This is a genomic window from Arthrobacter caoxuetaonis (assembly GCF_023921125.1).
Classification (GTDB): Bacteria; Actinomycetota; Actinomycetes; order Actinomycetales; family Micrococcaceae; genus Arthrobacter_B; species Arthrobacter_B caoxuetaonis.
On sequence record NZ_CP099466.1, the window covers coordinates 1,655,669 to 1,669,737 of the forward strand.

Below are 14,069 nucleotides of genomic sequence, written 5' to 3' on the forward strand. Positions count from 1 at the left end.
CCATGAATTTCTCCGATGCGGAACGCGCAGCCATGGAGCAGGCGCTCCAGTTAGCCCGCCGGGGAGTGCGCGGGGCTAACCCGCTGGTGGGTGCGGTGATCCTGGACCCGTCCGGGGACGTCCTGGCGACAGGGTTTCACCGCGGGGCAGGAACTGCACATGCCGAAGCCGACGCCCTTGCGTCCGCCGCGGCCGCCGGCATCGATGTGGATGGCGCGACCATGGTGGTCACCCTGGAACCCTGCAACCACACCGGCCGCACGGGACCCTGTTCGCAGGCCATTCTCCGCTCCGGTATCGCGCGGGTCGTGTACGCGGCCGCAGATACCAACGAGGACGCCGCCGGGGGAGCTGCTGCTCTGACCGCCGGCGGGGTGGAGGCTGGGGGTGGACTGCTGGCGGACGAGTCACGGAAACTGAATTCCCGCTGGGCAGCCGCGATGGCCGGCCGGCGTCCGTTCGTCACGGTCAAGACGGCCCAGACGCTGGACGGCCGCACCGCTGCGGCGGACGGAACCAGCCAGTGGATTACCTCACCGGAGGCACGCGCCGATGCCCAGGATCTGCGCCGGCGGGTCGACGCAGTGCTGGCCGGCACGGGAACCATCCAAGCTGACAATCCGCGGCTGACCGCCCGGAATCCGGACGGCAGCACGGCGGAAAAGCAGCCGCTGCGCGCGGTCATGGGACACACACCGGTTCCCGCCGAGGCCGCCGTCCGGGGAACCGACGGCCGGTTCGTCCAGATCCGGACGCATGATCCCGCCGTCGTACTCGCTGAACTGTATGCCCATGGCGTGCGGCACGTGATGGTCGAGGGCGGCGGCACCGTGGCTGGCGCCTTCCTCCGTGCCGGACTCGCCGATGAGCTGGTGGCCTACACCGCTCCGGCGCTGCTGGGCGCGGGCACCGCGGCGTTCGCGGGCCTGGGCATCGCGTCCATGGCCCGGATCCAGCGCTGGCGCTGGGATCCTGCCGGCGGCGGCAGTGCCGTGCCCGTGGGGCCGGACCTCCGGCTGCACCTTGAACCTATTCCTTTCGAAGAACCAGAGTAAGGACGTCAGACGTGTTTACCGGCATTGTCGCTGAACAGGGCAGCGTAGTTTCCCTGGAACCCGATGCCACCGGCGCCGGAAAGGTGCTGGTCATCGATGCTCCGCTCACGTCCGCGGAGCTGGGGCTTGGCGGATCGATCGCCGTCAACGGGGTCTGCCTCACCGCGACCGCCATCGACGGAGCCCGCATTTCACTCGACGTCATGGGCGAAACCCTGGACCGCACCACCACCGGCGGGCTGGAACCCGGGCGGAAGGTAAACCTGGAGCGGTGTGTGCCCGCCGGCGGACGGCTGGACGGCCACGTGGTGCAGGGGCACGTAGACGGCGTCGGGACACTGCTGGAACGCGAGGACCTGGGCAGCTGGGACCGGCTGCGCTTCGGTGTGCCGCCGCAGCTGGCCCGGTACATCGCGGAGAAGGGCTCGATCGCCGTCGACGGCGTCTCCCTCACCGTTACTGCCGTGAGCGTGCCGCAGGACCCGGCGCCGTGGTTCGAAGTCGGGCTGATTCCCACCACTCTGGCCGAGACCGGCCTTGGTGCCCTGCAGCCCGGGAGCCCGGTGAACCTGGAAGTGGATGTACTGGCGAAGTACGCCGAACGGCTGCTGGCGTTTGCGGCGCCTGCATCCGGAACCGAGGAGGAGTCATGAGCATCCGGCTGGATTCCATCGCCGCCGCCGTTGAGGCGGTTGCCGCGGGCCGCGCCGTCGTGGTCGTTGATGACGAGGACCGCGAGAACGAGGGCGACATCATCTTCGCCGCCCAGCACGCGACCCCGGAGCTGATGGGGTTCACCGTCCGGTACACCTCCGGCGTCATCTGTGTGCCGCTGCCCGGCAGCTACGCGGACCGGCTGGACCTGCCGCCCATGACAGCGGTGAACCAGGACGCCAAAGGCACCGCCTACACGGTCTCCTGCGACGCCGCCTCGGGAACCAGCACCGGGATCAGCGCCGCCGACCGCGCGCTGACCTCCCGGGTACTGGCCGATCCAGCCTCCGCTCCGGCGGACCTGCACCGTCCCGGCCACATCTTTCCGCTCCGCGCGCACGACGGCGGGGTCCGCGCCCGCCGCGGACACACCGAAGCCGCCGTTGAGCTGGCGCAGCTGGCGGGCTGCACACCGGTAGGCGTGATTGCCGAACTGGTGCATGACGACGGGACGATGATGCGCCTGCCCGCCCTGCGGGAGTTCGCCGACGAGCATGGGCTGGCCCTGGTCTCCATTGATGACCTGGTGGCGTACCTGGCCGCGGTGCCGGCATCGGCCGGAGGCCGGCGGTGAAGGGCGCCGAAAACGTGGTCCCGGGACCCGTAGTTCAGCTGCCGACGGCGTACGGTGACTTCACCGCCCAGGTCTGGACCGATCCGCGCACCGGTGCGGAACACCTGGCTGTCTCCGCCCCCGGAACTTCCCCCGAACCCGGGACCCCGCTGGTGCGGCTGCATTCGGAGTGCCTGACGGGCGACGTATTTGCCTCCTACCGCTGCGACTGCGGTGAACAGCTGGAACAGGCCCTCGGGCTGATCAGCCTGCACGGCGGAACAGTGCTGTACCTGCGCGGTCACGAGGGCCGGGGGATCGGCCTGGCGAACAAGCTGCGGGCCTACGCGCTGCAGGAAGCCGGAGCGGACACCGTGGAGGCTAACGAGCAGCTTGGCCTGCCCGTAGACGCCCGCGACTACCAGGCCGCGGCGGAGATCCTGCTCCGGATGGGCCTGGACCACATCCGGCTGCTGAGCAACAACCCGGCCAAGCGGGACCGGCTGGAGGTGTTTGGGGTCGCCGTGGAAGCGATGGTGCCCTCCGAGGTGCCGGTCAGGGCCGAAAACGAACGGTACCTGCAGACCAAGCGGGACCGGATGAACCACCACCTCAACCTGCTGCGGGCCAATCCCGTCCAGCAAAGCTAACTTTCCCCACCACACCGAAGGACATCAGACATGAGCGGACACGGCGCACCGGAGAACGACGTCAGCAGCATCAAGGCCCAGGGCCTTGACATCAAGGTGGCGGTTGTCGCTGCCAGCTGGCACACCGAAGTGATGAACGGACTGATCGAGGGTGCGCTGCGCGCTGCCTCTGATGCGGGGCTGCGGCCGAAGGTGATCCGGGTTCCGGGCACGTTCGAGCTGTCCGTGGCTGCCGCGCGGCTGGCACCGCACTTTGACGCCGTCGTTGCCCTCGGCGTCGTGGTCCGCGGCGGAACTCCGCACTTTGACTATGTGTGCTCCTCGGCCACCCAGGGGCTGACTGAGGTCAGTGTCCGGACCGGCACTCCGGTCGGTTTCGGGGTGCTGACCTGCGACACCGACGAGCAGGCGCTGGACCGCGCCGGGCTGGAGGGGTCCTCGGAGGACAAGGGCTATGAGGCGTTTGCTGCCGCCGTGAACACCGTGGCAGCGCTGCGCTGGGCCGGCGTTTGAGCGCTGTCTTGAACAAAAAAGCACTGCAGGCGGACGGGTTCACCGGCTTCCGGCCGATCGCGGGGCTGGAGATCAACCGAATCCCGCAGCGGCAGGGAATCTTCGCGGTGCTGCTCCCCGCAGGCTTTGAACCGGTGTTCCTGGCCCAGAGCACCGCCGGGACCTTCAAGCGGAAGAACCCGTCTGTGTCCCAGGCGGTCCTGGCGGAGGAATGGGTTGAGGACGCGGACGTCCTGTTTCTTGGGAAGGCCGGTCCGGGCAGCAAGGGCAACCGCGGGCTCCGGCGGCAGATCCAGGAGTTTGTGGACTTCGGCCAGGGGAAGCCGCCGGGGCACTGGGACGGGCGGCTGATCTGGCAGCTGGCTGGTGCCGGGAAGCTGCTGGTCGCATGGAGGGAGCTCCCGGCGGGGGAGCTCAATGAGGCCCTCGCGGTGTATCACGAACAGTTCCGCCAGCTCCACGGCAGGCTGCCGTTCGCGAACCTGGTGCAGGCTCGGGGGTAGTACTGCGTGCTGGCCGGGTTCTAGGCCGGTTTGGGCGTCCGAATCCCCAGAAACGCAATCAGCGCTGCGGCAAACATCAGCACCGCCGTCGCCAGTGCCGTCCGCTGGAAACCGGCATAGTCCAGGGATCCGGCTGAGATGGTGCCGATGAGGGCAACCGTGATGAGCCCGGCCACCCGGCTGACGGCGTTGTTGACCGCAGACCCGATGCCGGCGTCGGTCTCATCCAGTGCACCCAGTACCGCTGCGGTCAAGGGAGCGACCATGACTGCCAGCCCCAGGCTGAAGAGCAGCAGGCCGGGTAAGAGCTGGGTGAAGAAGTTCAGCGGCGGGCTCACCGTCAGCATGAGCAGGAATCCGGCGCCCATGATGGCCGGGCCCGCCGTCATGAAGCTGCGCGGACCGTACCTGCCGGCCAGGTCGCCGAACCAGGTGGAGAGAAGCAGCATGGCGATGGGCAGGGGCAGCGAAATGAACCCTGCCTCAATGGCGCTGAAACCCGCGGTTTCCTGGACGAAGACCGTCAGGGCAAACGTGCCCAGGGAGAGTGCTCCGTACGCGGCTGCGGTCACCAGGTTTCCATAGCGGAAGTTCCGCGCCTGGAACAGTGAGAGGGGCATCATCGGCGACGGGGTCCGGGCCTCGCGGACTACGAAGAGCACCAGCGCAACCAAGCCCCCGGCCAGGGACAGATACACCGCCGGATGCGTCCAGCCCAGCCTGTCCTGTTCGATCAGCGCATAGACCGAGCCGCCCAGGCCGGCGACGGCGAGGAGCGCGCCGGGGATGTCCAGGGCTGTCCGGCGTCGCGGGCTGTCCTGAAGTCCCGGCATGAGGACCAGGGTGATGGCCACCGGCAGCACGTTCACCGCAAAGATGTACCGCCAGCTGGCCCAGTCAACCAGAACCCCGCCCAGCAGCGGGCCGATGATCGCGGCAGTTCCGGTCCAGGCCGTCCACGTGCCAATGGCGCGGGCGCGCTCAGGGCCGGCATACGCCGTCGTAATCAGGGCCAGGCTGCTGGGGACGAGCAGCGCCGCCGCGATGCCCTGGAGCGCGCGGGCGAACACCAGGACGTCCGGGGTCCACGCCAGGGCACAAAGGATGGATGCCGCGGCGAAGCCCGCCAGGCCCCAGGCGAGGACACGCAGGCGCCCAAAGGAATCTGACAGCGACCCGGCAAGCAGGATCAGTGCGCCCAGGGTGAGCAGGTAGGCGTTGACCGTCCATTGCTGGGTGGCGAGCCCGCCGCCGAGGTCGGCACCGATAGCCGGGAGTGCGACCGTGACGATGCTGCCGTCCAGGAAGGCGACGAAGGACGCCAGGATCGCGACGATGAGCAGGCGGCTGCGTTTGGGTGCCGGGCCGGGGACTGGATCCGCCATTCTGAATGCCTTCCTTCATCCCGGGTTGCCCCAGGAAGAGTGATGCGGAAGAGTGCCTACATCCCCTCGGCTCCGCAGACTATGTACAGGAGAACACCATGTCCACCAAGATCACCTTCATCATCGACAATCCGGCAGACCCTGAAGCATTCGAAGCGGCCTACAGGGATTTCGAAGGCAGCGCGCGGCAGCTTCCGCGCATGCAGCGATTCGAAGCCGGAAAGGTCTGGCCCAAGGAGAACGGATCGCCCACCCCGGCGTACCGGACTGTGGACATGTACTTCGACACCTACGACGATGCCTCCGCTGCGGTGGCGACCGCCGAAGCCGCCGACTTTATGGACCAGCTGAAGGCTACAGGGACAACGTTCATGGCACCGTTCACGGATGTAAAGGACAGCTAGCCCGTAGGACCGTGAATCACCCTGGGCTCTTTCTCGGGGCAGCATTCAGCCGGCTCGCGGAACGGATCAGATGCTCGCGTTCGGGCAGGCTGAGGGCTAGAGGAGCAGCCTTGGCATACAGCTGTGCGGCCTCTTCGGTGTCGCCGCTGCGTTCGTGGAGGTAGGCCAGGGCGGCGGTGTGCCGGGGGAGTGCAGGATCCAGCGTGGCCAGGGCATCGAGTCCTGCCCGCGGTCCGTCCGCCTCACCCAGGGCGACGGCGCGGTTCAGCTTCGCGACCGGGCTGTCTGTCAGCGCAACCAGCTCGTCGTACCACCCAACTATCTGCGGCCAGTCGGTTTCCCCGGCGCTGGCGGCATCTGCGTGCAGCGCCGCGACGGCGGCCTGTGCCTGGTATTCGCCCAGCCTCTGCCGGGCGAGCGCCCGCTGCAGGATCATCATGCCCTCGGAAATCAGGGCGGTATCCCAAAGGCTGCGGTCCTGCTCCGCCAGCGGTACCAGCTGGCCGGCGCCGTTGGTCCGTGCCGGCCGGCGGGCATGGTGCAGCAGCATCAGGGCCAGCAGTCCCTGCACCTCTTCGTGCTGAAGGCGGCTGGCCAGCTGGCGGGTTAGCCGGATCGCTTCGGCCGCGAGGTCCACGTCGCCGGTGTACCCCTCGTTGAACACCAAATACAGCACCCGCAGCACGGTGGACAGGTCGCCCGGGGAGTCGAACCGGACGCCGGACACTGTCCGTTTGGCCCGGCTGATGCGCTGCGCCATGGTGGCTTCGCCCACCAGATAGGCGGCCGCAATCTGACGGGTGGTCAGGCCTCCGACGGCGCGCAGCGTCAAAGCCACAGCCGACGACGGGGTCAGCGATGGATGGGCGCACAGAAAATAGAGCTGCAGCGTGTCATCCGTTTCTGGGGCGGTCCCGGGCGCCGGTTCGGCATCGGCCTTGAGTTCACGACGCCGGCGGGAAGCCTCCGCGCGCCCGGCGTCGAGGAACTTCCGCCATGCCACCGTGACCAGCCAGCCCAGCGGATCCCGCGGCGGGTCGCTGGACCAGGTCCGAAGGGCCTCGAGCAGGGCTTCCTGGACAGCGTCCTCGGCCGCCGCGAATCCTGCTCCGCGGCGGACGAGGACAGCGATCACCTGCGGGGTGAGCGTGCGGATGAGCCGTTCCTCCACGGCTTACTCCGTTACGGTGGCGGGGGAGCCCATGAACGGGCGGAGCTCAATCCACTCGTGCAGCGGTTTTCCGCCCGCCGCCGGTGCGGCGGAGAGTTCACCGGCCAGTTCGACGGCACGGTCATAACCGTCGACGTCGATCACCATCCAGCCCGCAATCAGGTCTTTGGTTTCCGCGAACGGGCCGTCGGTCGCCGGCGGCCGCCCTTCGCCGTCGTACCGTACAAAAGTCCCCTCAGGGGACAGGGCCTGACCGTCGATGTATTCGCCGCCGGCCTGCAGCCGGTCGGCGAAGTCCTGCATGAACTGCATGTGGGCGGAGACTTCCTCCGGCGTCCACTGATCCATCGGCACATCGTTCAGGGGTGCCGGGGCGCCGCGGTAGTGCTTGAGCAACAGATACTTGGCCATGACGTTCTCCTTGCCTGGTGCAACACTTGGGTTGCCTGCAACACAGCCATTGTGGCTGCCTTCATGTCTGGGACGAAGCAGGTTCAGGATTCTCGACATTGCTTTGGCTTGCTACCCTGAGGCACCAACTGGAAGGGGAGCCGGGCATTGAAGCAGGTGCTGGTGCATCGAATCCGGCGGCTACATCGAAACCGACGGCGGGCCGTTACCGCTGGTGCGGCAGTATTGCTGCTGCTAGGCGGTGTGGCTGGCTGCGGACAGCAGTTCGGAAATCATGCAGAGCCCCGGCCTGCCGCCGAGCTGGTCGACGCCGTCGACTGCACCTCCATGGAGCGCACCGTCGAATCGGGGACCCAGCCGGCGCCGGCAGCGTCGCCGCCGGCGGCCGGCTCCATTCCTGCGGACTTTGTTCCGTTTGAAGCGATCCTCTGCACCGCCGGGCTGGAAACCGTCGAAGACCAGGACGGCGTGTGGTCGGCCGTCGCCGAGGAGCGACTTGGCGGAAACCTGGACGCGCTGGTGGCTGCCTTGGCCGAACCCAGCGACGGGCCCCGGCCGAACCAGGCCTGCACCGCCGACATGGAGCTGGTTCCCGATCTGTGGCTGCTGGCGGCGGACGGAAAGGCTATGCGCGCCGCCTGGCCCACGGACTCCTGCGGCAAGACCAAGCCCGGCGTGCGTGGCGTCCTGGCGGATCTGGATGTGCTTGGCTCGAGCCTGCACAAGCTCTCGCTGATCCAGTCCCGCGCCGCCCTCGACGCCGGCTGCCCCGCCGAGTGGAGTATCAGCGCCGTCCCGGGAGGCCTGGCGCTCGCCCCGCTGACGACAATCCCCGGTGACGGGCTGGGCCAGGTGGAGCCAGCGCACCCCTCATCCGGTCTGCTGCCAGCCGCTGACGACGTCGATGCCCTGAGGATCTGCGGCTACCGGACGGTACCTGAACCTGAACCAGTCAACGGGCTTTCTCCGGCCGCAGGGCCGGACACCCTGTTTGACGTTGTCGAAATCGTGTCGGGGACGTTTACCCGCGGCGGGAACCTGACCGGTCCGGCCAAGGACGCTCTCCTGCAGGCTGCCGCCGCCGAGCCGTCGGCAACGGATTGCGGTGCGGCGGCGACCGAGTTCGCGGCGCTTTGGCCGGTGGCCCTGGGACAGGATGCCGGTGCGCCGCTCACCCTGGAGCTTGACGGCTGCCTCCGGCTGGTCAGCATGGATGGGTCTGCGCGGACGGTGCCCGCGGAACTGGCTGCCGCCGTCGTCAGCGCGATGGCGGATTAGGCCAGGGACCTCAGGAACGCCGTCGCATCCGCCGCGACCCGGGACGGACATTCCCACAGCACCAGATGCGCAGCGTCGGGATAGACCAACAGGACGCTGTCCTCGATCCGTGCTGCAAGAATGTCCTGGCCGCTGCGCGGTAGCAAATTGTCCTGTGCGCCCCACAGGATGAGTGTTGGAGCGTGGATGACTGCTGACTCGGTGGGCGGCACCGCCTCGTACAGGCCGTGCAGGATTCCCTTCCACGCGTGCGAAGGGATGTTGACGCCGTCGCGAATCCGGTCCTCGATGAACCAGCGCGGAACAGGCTGGACCAGGGGATACCAGGACAGGGAAGCGCGTACCCAGTCCTCTTCCACGGGATCAATCAGTGCGTCGACGTCGTCCGCGAACGGCGGCCTGCCCTGCAGGCTCAGGGGTGCGCCCACCAGCACAAGCGCGGCGACCAGCGCCGGATGTTCGACGGCCAGCTGCTGGGCCACATAGCCGCCGCTGGAAGACCCGAGGACGGCTGCGCTCTCCACCTCGAGGGCAGCCAGGACCGCTGCGGCGTCGTCGGCCTGCTCCGCCAGCGAGTATCCCGCCAGCGGTTTGCCGGCATCTCCCTGCCCACGCAGATCCGGGGCGTAAATCCTGAAGCCGGCCAGCCCGGGCACCAAACGGTCAAAGCTCCGGCGGGATTCGCCCCAGGCGTGGAGGAGGAGCACCGGTGGGGCGTCGGCGTCCCCTTGGACGAGGCACGGGACCGTGATCCCGGTGCGGAGCTTGAGGATCCGGACGTTGGAGTCCATGTTTCAGGGTACGCCGCGCGCCATGCCGGACGGTGGGCCCGACGGCTGCCGCCCCGCACCCCCCCTCAAGGACGCTAGCGTGCGCCGCCGGAACCGCAGGTACGCGACCCCGTCAGAGTTTCATTTTCAGGGTGCGGCACGGAACAGGTCCGCGTGCTCGTGTGCCCAAAGGGCGAATGATCGTGCCGGACGCCCGGTGACCTCCTCGACGGTGGGCAGGACGGTACCGGCATTCTCGGGAGGGCTGGTGGCCAGCTGGATGCCGAATTCAACGTAGTCCTCGTCGTAGCCGTAACTGCGAAGGCGTTCGCGCTCGGCGTCCTCACCCAACTGCACGTACCGGACTGGCTCGCCGATTGCATCCGCGAGCAGGCCGGTCCGCTTGGCAGGAGTCAGTGCCTCGGGACCGGTCACCCGGTAGGTCTTGCCTGCGTGCCCTTCCGCGGTCAGCGCGACCGCAGCGACACCGGCGATGTCGGCTTCGTGGACGACGGCGCTTTGGTAGCCGGCGAGCAGGGACACTGTGCGCGAGGCACGTATTTCGGGGGCCAGATCGAGCGAGTTGCCCATGAACTCGGCCGGCTGCACGATGGTCCAGCTGATGGAACTGGCTCTCAGCGCCTCTTCGATACTCGTGGGCGCCCAGCCGCCCAGGACGGTGGCCCTCCGAATGCCGGCATGCTCGGCGAGCCGGATGATCTCCACCCCGTTGGTGAGGTCCCCGCCGTCGTCCCCGCCAAAGGTGATCAGGTGGATGGCATCCATGCCTTCGAACGCTGCTTCGAGGCTGTCGCTGTCGGTGAGGTCGCCGGTGACCACCTCCACCCCGTCCGGCAGGTCGGTCCGGGCAGGGTCGCGGGTGAGGGCGCGGACGGCGTGGCCGGACTCGAGGAGTCTGGCGACGAGGTGACGCCCGACCTGTCCAGCGGCTCCCGTGACAAGAATGTGCATGGGTGTGAGTTCCTTTCGTCGGGCTGGCATTTGGCCCCATGATGGCAGTGCTTGCGGACAGGTTCCGTCCTCAATAGGCGCCTTGTCTTGGAATATCCTTGAGGAATTTCGACCTATTAGTTCTCCGCGGGTACGCGGCGCCAGCAGCGGCATGAGACCGCACTAGTCTCCTGACTCAGACCGGGAGGCGCGGCATGTAGCGTGTAGGCCATGAAGAATCTTCCGCTGTCGCTCGCGCTGGCCGCTTTATCCGGTGCACTCACCCTGAAAAGCCCGGCCGGCTGGTCTCCGGGGGTGCGCCGCGCCTTCGTGCTCGCTCCCGGCGCCGCCACTGGCATCATCGCCGCCGCGGCCCTGCTAAAGGGAGCCCAGAAAGGGCGGGAGCTGGCTGCCGCCGGGAGAGTCGATCTAGTCACCCCGGCAGCGTCCAAATCCGACGGCGCGGGAAGCACTGCACCCCCGCCTTCCTATGTGCGCGCAGATGCGGTTCCGTCACGGAAGCCGGCAATCACATTGACCGCACTGGCTGGGGCGGTGGGCGTCACCGTGAGCGGGGTCCTGGCGCTGAGCCTGGTGGTGGATGAGCGGATCGAAACCTGGTTGCTCCGGCGCGGGACGGCCCGGCCGCGGCTTGTGATGGCGGTCATCGCGGCCGTGACTTCCCTGGCCCTGGACCAGATGATGGATTCCGTGGATTCCAAGGATGCCCGTCACTAGAGCCGAGGCACTCCCTGGATAGTCGCGCTAAGAGTAGAAGGGCAGCTTTTCATTCGGTTCGACCCGGACGACGTCGAGACGAGGCTCGGTCAGGAGCGGATCGATCAGCGACTGCTGGGCCCCGATGCCAGCCCAATGGGGATCGACGTCTGAGGTGACGCACCAGGCCCGGTCCGAGGGCCAAATGAACGCGGGGTGCGGCATAGAGCGGTTTGTTTCTGCCTGCCACGAGTCTTCGATCGCCCCGGAGACGAAGTCCGGCAGTGAGACCCTGCACAGGTAGTACTCCCGATTTGGGACCGTCAAACGCGGCGTTCGGAGTACGGGCTCGGGAAACGAGTCACGGCCCCAACCGTCCCACATCAGCAGGTACCCTTCGTCAGGTGCGTCGGTGTGCCGCAGCAGTGTCCCGACGGCGATGCGGAGCTGATCATTGTCTGAGGGAGCGTCGGCCTGGCGTACAGCATCGTTTTCGGACTGCCCCTCGTGGACCGGATCCGGGATGAACCGCAGCCGCGCATAGGCCGGGAATCCCGGCGGGCCCAGCGTCACCAGTTTGCCCCAGTGCTCATCACTGGCCGCGATCCATTTCGCGGCCGCCAGGTCACTGCAAGGATCGAACATCGCCCCTCCATCCTTCGCGGCGCGGATCTCTGGCTGAGAGCCAGCAGGCGATGTCGTTGGCGCAGTCTTCGGCGGAACGATGCGTAGTGTCGACCTCGAAGTCGTACTTCATGCCGCTGTGCACGCTCAGCGCCTGATGCCGTGCCATGCCCTGCACCCGGTCAGGGCGTCGTGCTTCCCGCGCTGCGGCAACATCGGGGTCACAGCGAACTCCCACCCATGCCACAGCCACATCGTTGAAGACGGACATGAGATGTTCCTGTCTGCTTCCGCCGGCGAGCAGGACCTCGTCGAGGATGATGTGCGCTCCGGACCCGGCCATGCTGGCCAGACCGGTGTACCAGGTCTGTTCCAGTCTCCGGTGGGCGGCGCTGAAGGTAATGGTGCCGTCAGGCTCGTAAGTGATTCCAGCCTGTGGGCTGTCGCCCCGGCCTGGGAGTGCATCGATGAACGTGTCTACTCCGAAAGTCAGCCAGATCCCCGAAGCTAACTCCTGAAGAGCTCGCGTGATGGATGACTTCCCGGAGCTCGAGCCACCGTTCAACACCAGGATGCGGGGATCTGGATTCGATGACATTCCGTGAGTCTAATCAGAAACGCCGATGAAGCCCTGCCGGTAAGAGGGTCCCTGACGGTGTGTCTACTGCGTTTCGCCGCTTATGTCCTTGAAGTAGCGAGCAACTGGCCACCGCTCGAACCCGGACCCCTCGTAGAACTGACGGGCCGGTGAATGTCCGGGATCGTCACCCGTTTCAACCATCACCATTCGCATACCCTTTGCTCGCGCCCGTTCGATGGAGCGCTGAACAAGGGCGCGGCCGACTCCTGTCCCTTGGTGCACGGGGTCGACAGTAAGAACATAGACCTCACCCATGCTGTCCTCCGGATGAAGCCGCGTGCAGACCCACCCGGCGGGTGACTTGTCGATCAGGGCAACGTCGATGTTGTCCGGCTCATCGTCGAGGATTGCTTCAAGGTCGCTGGACTGCCGGCTGCGCCAGCCATCGGGGTAGAACGACTCATAGACAAAGACGGGGACAGCTGACTTGAGCAACGGGAACACGGGTTCCCATGCCCGCAGTGAGAGGGCAAGCAGCGGCTCGCGGTGTTCGGCGGAATACGGCACGATTTCCATTCGCCAACAATAGCCAGCCGGTGAGGGCTGGGCTGGGGTCCGCACAGGTTCCCACTCCCTGTTGCTCCTGTGGCATGAGTAACCTCTGCCGCAACACCAGGAACTACGGCTGGGAACCCGGTGTTCGAAGAGCGCCACAGGCCCACATCACCCAAGCACCTCGACTACTTGTGGGGTTGCCGACGCGCGCCCGGGCTAAGGCTCTGAGTTCCATGCCGGCGCAGCATCCTGGGCAAGCCCCCCTTGCGAGAAACACTGCACTTTTGGAAACACTGCATTTTGGGTGCGGAAACGCTGCGTTCCGGGATTCCGCTGCATCCTGTGACACCGATTCGCTGCGTTTCGGGAAAACCGGTCGTCCGGGGAAAGTCCAGCCATGGCGCCGCGCAGCAAATTCCCACAGCAAACGAATCAGCCCCACACGCAGCAAAACCGAAGGGGCTCCCGAGTCACTGACTTGAGTCACGGGAACACTGGTTCCCATGCCCGCAGCTTGAGGGCCAATAGTCGCCCGCGGTCTTTGGCGGGGGATCCCTCACCGCTCTTGTCGCAACCAGTAGTAGTGTGGCGCGGTATGAGGAGCCCCCTAGACGAGCAGCAACGACACGTTGTTCCGATTGTGTTGGGTGGGGTGCTGATCATCAGTGCGTATGCGTTGATCGGTGCGCTGCAGATCACCGTTTGGAACCCCATGGCGGCCGTTCCGGGTATGAGCCTCCAAGAGATCAAGACGGCTATGTCATCTGTCAACGAGCCGCTAGTGGAAACCCCGGTTTACGCATGGGCACTGGCCGGACCCGTCCTTGCTCTCACTGTCGGCACCTTTTCCATCGTGAAATTCCCTGATCTGCCATGGACGATTACCCGGTATTTCCTCATCCTCATCATGCTCGGGACGCCCACCTACTACTTTGTCTCGTTCAGTCCCGGGATGAGCCTCGCTGACGCGTTCTCCACGACAGGCGGGGATCATTCTCCTTGGAGCAGGATCCTCTATGGCATGAGCATTCTTGCATTGATCCTCCTGCTTTTGACCCTAAGGAAGAAGGATCAAAAGCATGGAAAGGCTACCCAGCCCCTGCCTTGACACTTCAACGAGATAGCGGCGCGTAGTGCTGGGACAAATCGAGGCACAGACGGGGGACCTCAACGTTTGGCCGTGTCTGTGGTCAATGACGAGCGTCAACATGGCCCTCCTGCACATCATGCTGAAG

18 protein-coding genes are annotated in these 14,069 nt (G+C 66.5%); 10 read left to right on the plus strand and 8 right to left on the minus strand.

Annotated features, from left to right (window positions below):
- Window positions 1-2: 2 nt before the first annotated feature.
- Genes ribD through NF551_RS07580 form a run of 6 tightly spaced genes read left to right on the plus strand, consistent with a single transcriptional unit; the run spans window position 3 to window position 3,988 of the window.
- The gene (gene ribD / locus NF551_RS07555) at window positions 3-1,055 is read left to right on the plus strand and encodes a bifunctional diaminohydroxyphosphoribosylaminopyrimidine deaminase/5-amino-6-(5-phosphoribosylamino)uracil reductase RibD (RefSeq protein WP_227896898.1); all 1,053 of its coding nucleotides are present in this window, start codon (window positions 3-5) and stop codon (window positions 1,053-1,055) included.
- Window positions 1,056-1,066: 11 nt separating this feature from the next.
- Window positions 1,067-1,708, plus strand: a complete 642-nt coding sequence (locus NF551_RS07560; RefSeq protein ID WP_227896897.1) for a riboflavin synthase — start codon at window positions 1,067-1,069, stop codon at window positions 1,706-1,708.
- Window positions 1,705-2,343 (plus strand): 3,4-dihydroxy-2-butanone-4-phosphate synthase, encoded by a 639-nt coding sequence (gene ribB, locus NF551_RS07565; protein ID WP_227896896.1) that lies wholly within the window; start codon window positions 1,705-1,707, stop codon window positions 2,341-2,343. The genes NF551_RS07560 and ribB overlap by 4 nt, the downstream gene beginning before the upstream one ends.
- On the plus strand, window positions 2,340-2,972 hold the full coding sequence (ribA, locus tag NF551_RS07570; RefSeq protein ID WP_227896895.1) for a GTP cyclohydrolase II: 633 nt from the start codon (window positions 2,340-2,342) through the stop codon (window positions 2,970-2,972). The genes ribB and ribA overlap by 4 nt, the downstream gene beginning before the upstream one ends.
- A gap of 30 nt (window positions 2,973-3,002) precedes the next feature.
- Window positions 3,003-3,485 carry a 6,7-dimethyl-8-ribityllumazine synthase gene (ribH, locus tag NF551_RS07575; RefSeq protein ID WP_227896894.1) on the plus strand — a complete coding sequence of 161 codons (483 nt, stop codon included), beginning with the start codon at window positions 3,003-3,005 and terminating at the stop codon, window positions 3,483-3,485.
- Window positions 3,486-3,493: 8 nt separating this feature from the next.
- Window positions 3,494-3,988, plus strand: coding sequence for a hypothetical protein (locus tag NF551_RS07580; RefSeq protein WP_227896893.1), 495 nt, complete (start codon window positions 3,494-3,496; stop codon window positions 3,986-3,988).
- A 20-nt stretch (window positions 3,989-4,008) separates the two neighbouring features.
- Here NF551_RS07580 and NF551_RS07585 read toward each other — a convergent pair whose 3' ends face one another.
- Window positions 4,009-5,373 (minus strand): MFS transporter, encoded by a 1,365-nt coding sequence (locus NF551_RS07585; protein ID WP_227896892.1) that lies wholly within the window; start codon window positions 5,371-5,373, stop codon window positions 4,009-4,011.
- 98 nt (window positions 5,374-5,471) lie between these two features.
- Here NF551_RS07585 and NF551_RS07590 point away from each other — a divergent pair, with 98 nt between their 5' ends.
- Window positions 5,472-5,777 carry an EthD domain-containing protein gene (locus tag NF551_RS07590; protein ID WP_227896891.1) on the plus strand — a complete coding sequence of 102 codons (306 nt, stop codon included), beginning with the start codon at window positions 5,472-5,474 and terminating at the stop codon, window positions 5,775-5,777.
- Between the two features lie 16 nt (window positions 5,778-5,793).
- Here the strand turns inward: NF551_RS07590 and NF551_RS07595 are convergent, their stop codons facing one another.
- Both NF551_RS07595 and NF551_RS07600 read right to left on the minus strand, forming a co-directional pair.
- Window positions 5,794-6,948 carry an RNA polymerase sigma factor gene (locus tag NF551_RS07595; RefSeq protein WP_227896890.1) on the minus strand — a complete coding sequence of 385 codons (1,155 nt, stop codon included), beginning with the start codon at window positions 6,946-6,948 and terminating at the stop codon, window positions 5,794-5,796.
- Between the two features lie 3 nt (window positions 6,949-6,951).
- A complete protein-coding gene (locus tag NF551_RS07600) occupies window positions 6,952-7,359 on the minus strand; it encodes a YciI family protein (protein ID WP_227896889.1) in 408 nt (135 codons plus the stop codon).
- Between the two features lie 243 nt (window positions 7,360-7,602).
- Here NF551_RS07600 and NF551_RS07605 point away from each other — a divergent pair, with 243 nt between their 5' ends.
- Window positions 7,603-8,637, plus strand: a complete 1,035-nt coding sequence (locus NF551_RS07605; protein ID WP_227896888.1) for a hypothetical protein — start codon at window positions 7,603-7,605, stop codon at window positions 8,635-8,637.
- Here NF551_RS07605 and NF551_RS07610 read toward each other — a convergent pair.
- Window positions 8,634-9,428 (minus strand): alpha/beta fold hydrolase, encoded by a 795-nt coding sequence (locus tag NF551_RS07610; RefSeq protein ID WP_227896887.1) that lies wholly within the window; start codon window positions 9,426-9,428, stop codon window positions 8,634-8,636. The genes NF551_RS07605 and NF551_RS07610 overlap by 4 nt on opposite strands.
- 126 nt (window positions 9,429-9,554) lie before the next feature.
- Window positions 9,555-10,379 carry an NAD(P)H-binding protein gene (locus NF551_RS07615; protein WP_227896886.1) on the minus strand — a complete coding sequence of 275 codons (825 nt, stop codon included), beginning with the start codon at window positions 10,377-10,379 and terminating at the stop codon, window positions 9,555-9,557.
- 210 nt (window positions 10,380-10,589) lie between these two features.
- On the opposite strand from NF551_RS07615, the gene NF551_RS07620 reads away from it, so the two are divergent.
- Window positions 10,590-11,096, plus strand: a complete 507-nt coding sequence (locus tag NF551_RS07620) for a hypothetical protein (RefSeq protein ID WP_227896885.1) — start codon at window positions 10,590-10,592, stop codon at window positions 11,094-11,096.
- 27 nt (window positions 11,097-11,123) lie between these two features.
- On the opposite strand, the gene NF551_RS07625 is transcribed toward NF551_RS07620, so the two are convergent.
- The 3 genes from NF551_RS07625 to NF551_RS07635 form a co-directional block, all read right to left on the minus strand.
- On the minus strand, window positions 11,124-11,720 hold the full coding sequence (locus NF551_RS07625) for a hypothetical protein (protein ID WP_227896884.1): 597 nt from the start codon (window positions 11,718-11,720) through the stop codon (window positions 11,124-11,126).
- Window positions 11,701-12,297, minus strand: a complete 597-nt coding sequence (locus tag NF551_RS07630; protein ID WP_227896883.1) for a chloramphenicol phosphotransferase CPT family protein — start codon at window positions 12,295-12,297, stop codon at window positions 11,701-11,703. Before NF551_RS07630 ends, NF551_RS07625 begins: the two co-directional genes overlap by 20 nt.
- Before the next feature lie 63 nt (window positions 12,298-12,360).
- Window positions 12,361-12,855 (minus strand): GNAT family N-acetyltransferase, encoded by a 495-nt coding sequence (locus NF551_RS07635; RefSeq protein ID WP_227896882.1) that lies wholly within the window; start codon window positions 12,853-12,855, stop codon window positions 12,361-12,363.
- A gap of 574 nt (window positions 12,856-13,429) precedes the next feature.
- Between NF551_RS07635 and NF551_RS07640 the strand changes: the two genes are divergently transcribed.
- Window positions 13,430-13,942, plus strand: coding sequence for a hypothetical protein (locus NF551_RS07640; RefSeq protein WP_227896881.1), 513 nt, complete (start codon window positions 13,430-13,432; stop codon window positions 13,940-13,942).
- Window positions 13,943-14,069: the final 127 nt, after the last annotated feature.

What these genes read in the sequence shown, in the direction of transcription:
- ribD (WP_227896898.1), top strand. Translation starts at nt 3, where the DNA reads ATGAATTTCTCCGATGCGGAACGCGCAGCCATGGAGCAGGCGCTCCAG.
- ribB (WP_227896896.1), top strand. Translation starts at nt 1,705, where the DNA reads ATGAGCATCCGGCTGGATTCCATCGCCGCCGCCGTTGAGGCGGTTGCC.
- ribH (WP_227896894.1), top strand. Translation starts at nt 3,003, where the DNA reads ATGAGCGGACACGGCGCACCGGAGAACGACGTCAGCAGCATCAAGGCC.
- NF551_RS07585 (WP_227896892.1), bottom strand. Translation starts at nt 5,373, where the DNA reads ATGGCGGATCCAGTCCCCGGCCCGGCACCCAAACGCAGCCGCCTGCTC.
- NF551_RS07590 (WP_227896891.1), top strand. Translation starts at nt 5,472, where the DNA reads ATGTCCACCAAGATCACCTTCATCATCGACAATCCGGCAGACCCTGAA.
- NF551_RS07600 (WP_227896889.1), bottom strand. Translation starts at nt 7,359, where the DNA reads ATGGCCAAGTATCTGTTGCTCAAGCACTACCGCGGCGCCCCGGCACCC.
- NF551_RS07610 (WP_227896887.1), bottom strand. Translation starts at nt 9,428, where the DNA reads ATGGACTCCAACGTCCGGATCCTCAAGCTCCGCACCGGGATCACGGTC.
- NF551_RS07615 (WP_227896886.1), bottom strand. Translation starts at nt 10,379, where the DNA reads ATGCACATTCTTGTCACGGGAGCCGCTGGACAGGTCGGGCGTCACCTC.
- NF551_RS07620 (WP_227896885.1), top strand. Translation starts at nt 10,590, where the DNA reads ATGAAGAATCTTCCGCTGTCGCTCGCGCTGGCCGCTTTATCCGGTGCA.
- NF551_RS07625 (WP_227896884.1), bottom strand. Translation starts at nt 11,720, where the DNA reads ATGTTCGATCCTTGCAGTGACCTGGCGGCCGCGAAATGGATCGCGGCC.
- NF551_RS07630 (WP_227896883.1), bottom strand. Translation starts at nt 12,297, where the DNA reads ATGTCATCGAATCCAGATCCCCGCATCCTGGTGTTGAACGGTGGCTCG.
- NF551_RS07635 (WP_227896882.1), bottom strand. Translation starts at nt 12,855, where the DNA reads ATGGAAATCGTGCCGTATTCCGCCGAACACCGCGAGCCGCTGCTTGCC.
- NF551_RS07640 (WP_227896881.1), top strand. Translation starts at nt 13,430, where the DNA reads ATGAGGAGCCCCCTAGACGAGCAGCAACGACACGTTGTTCCGATTGTG.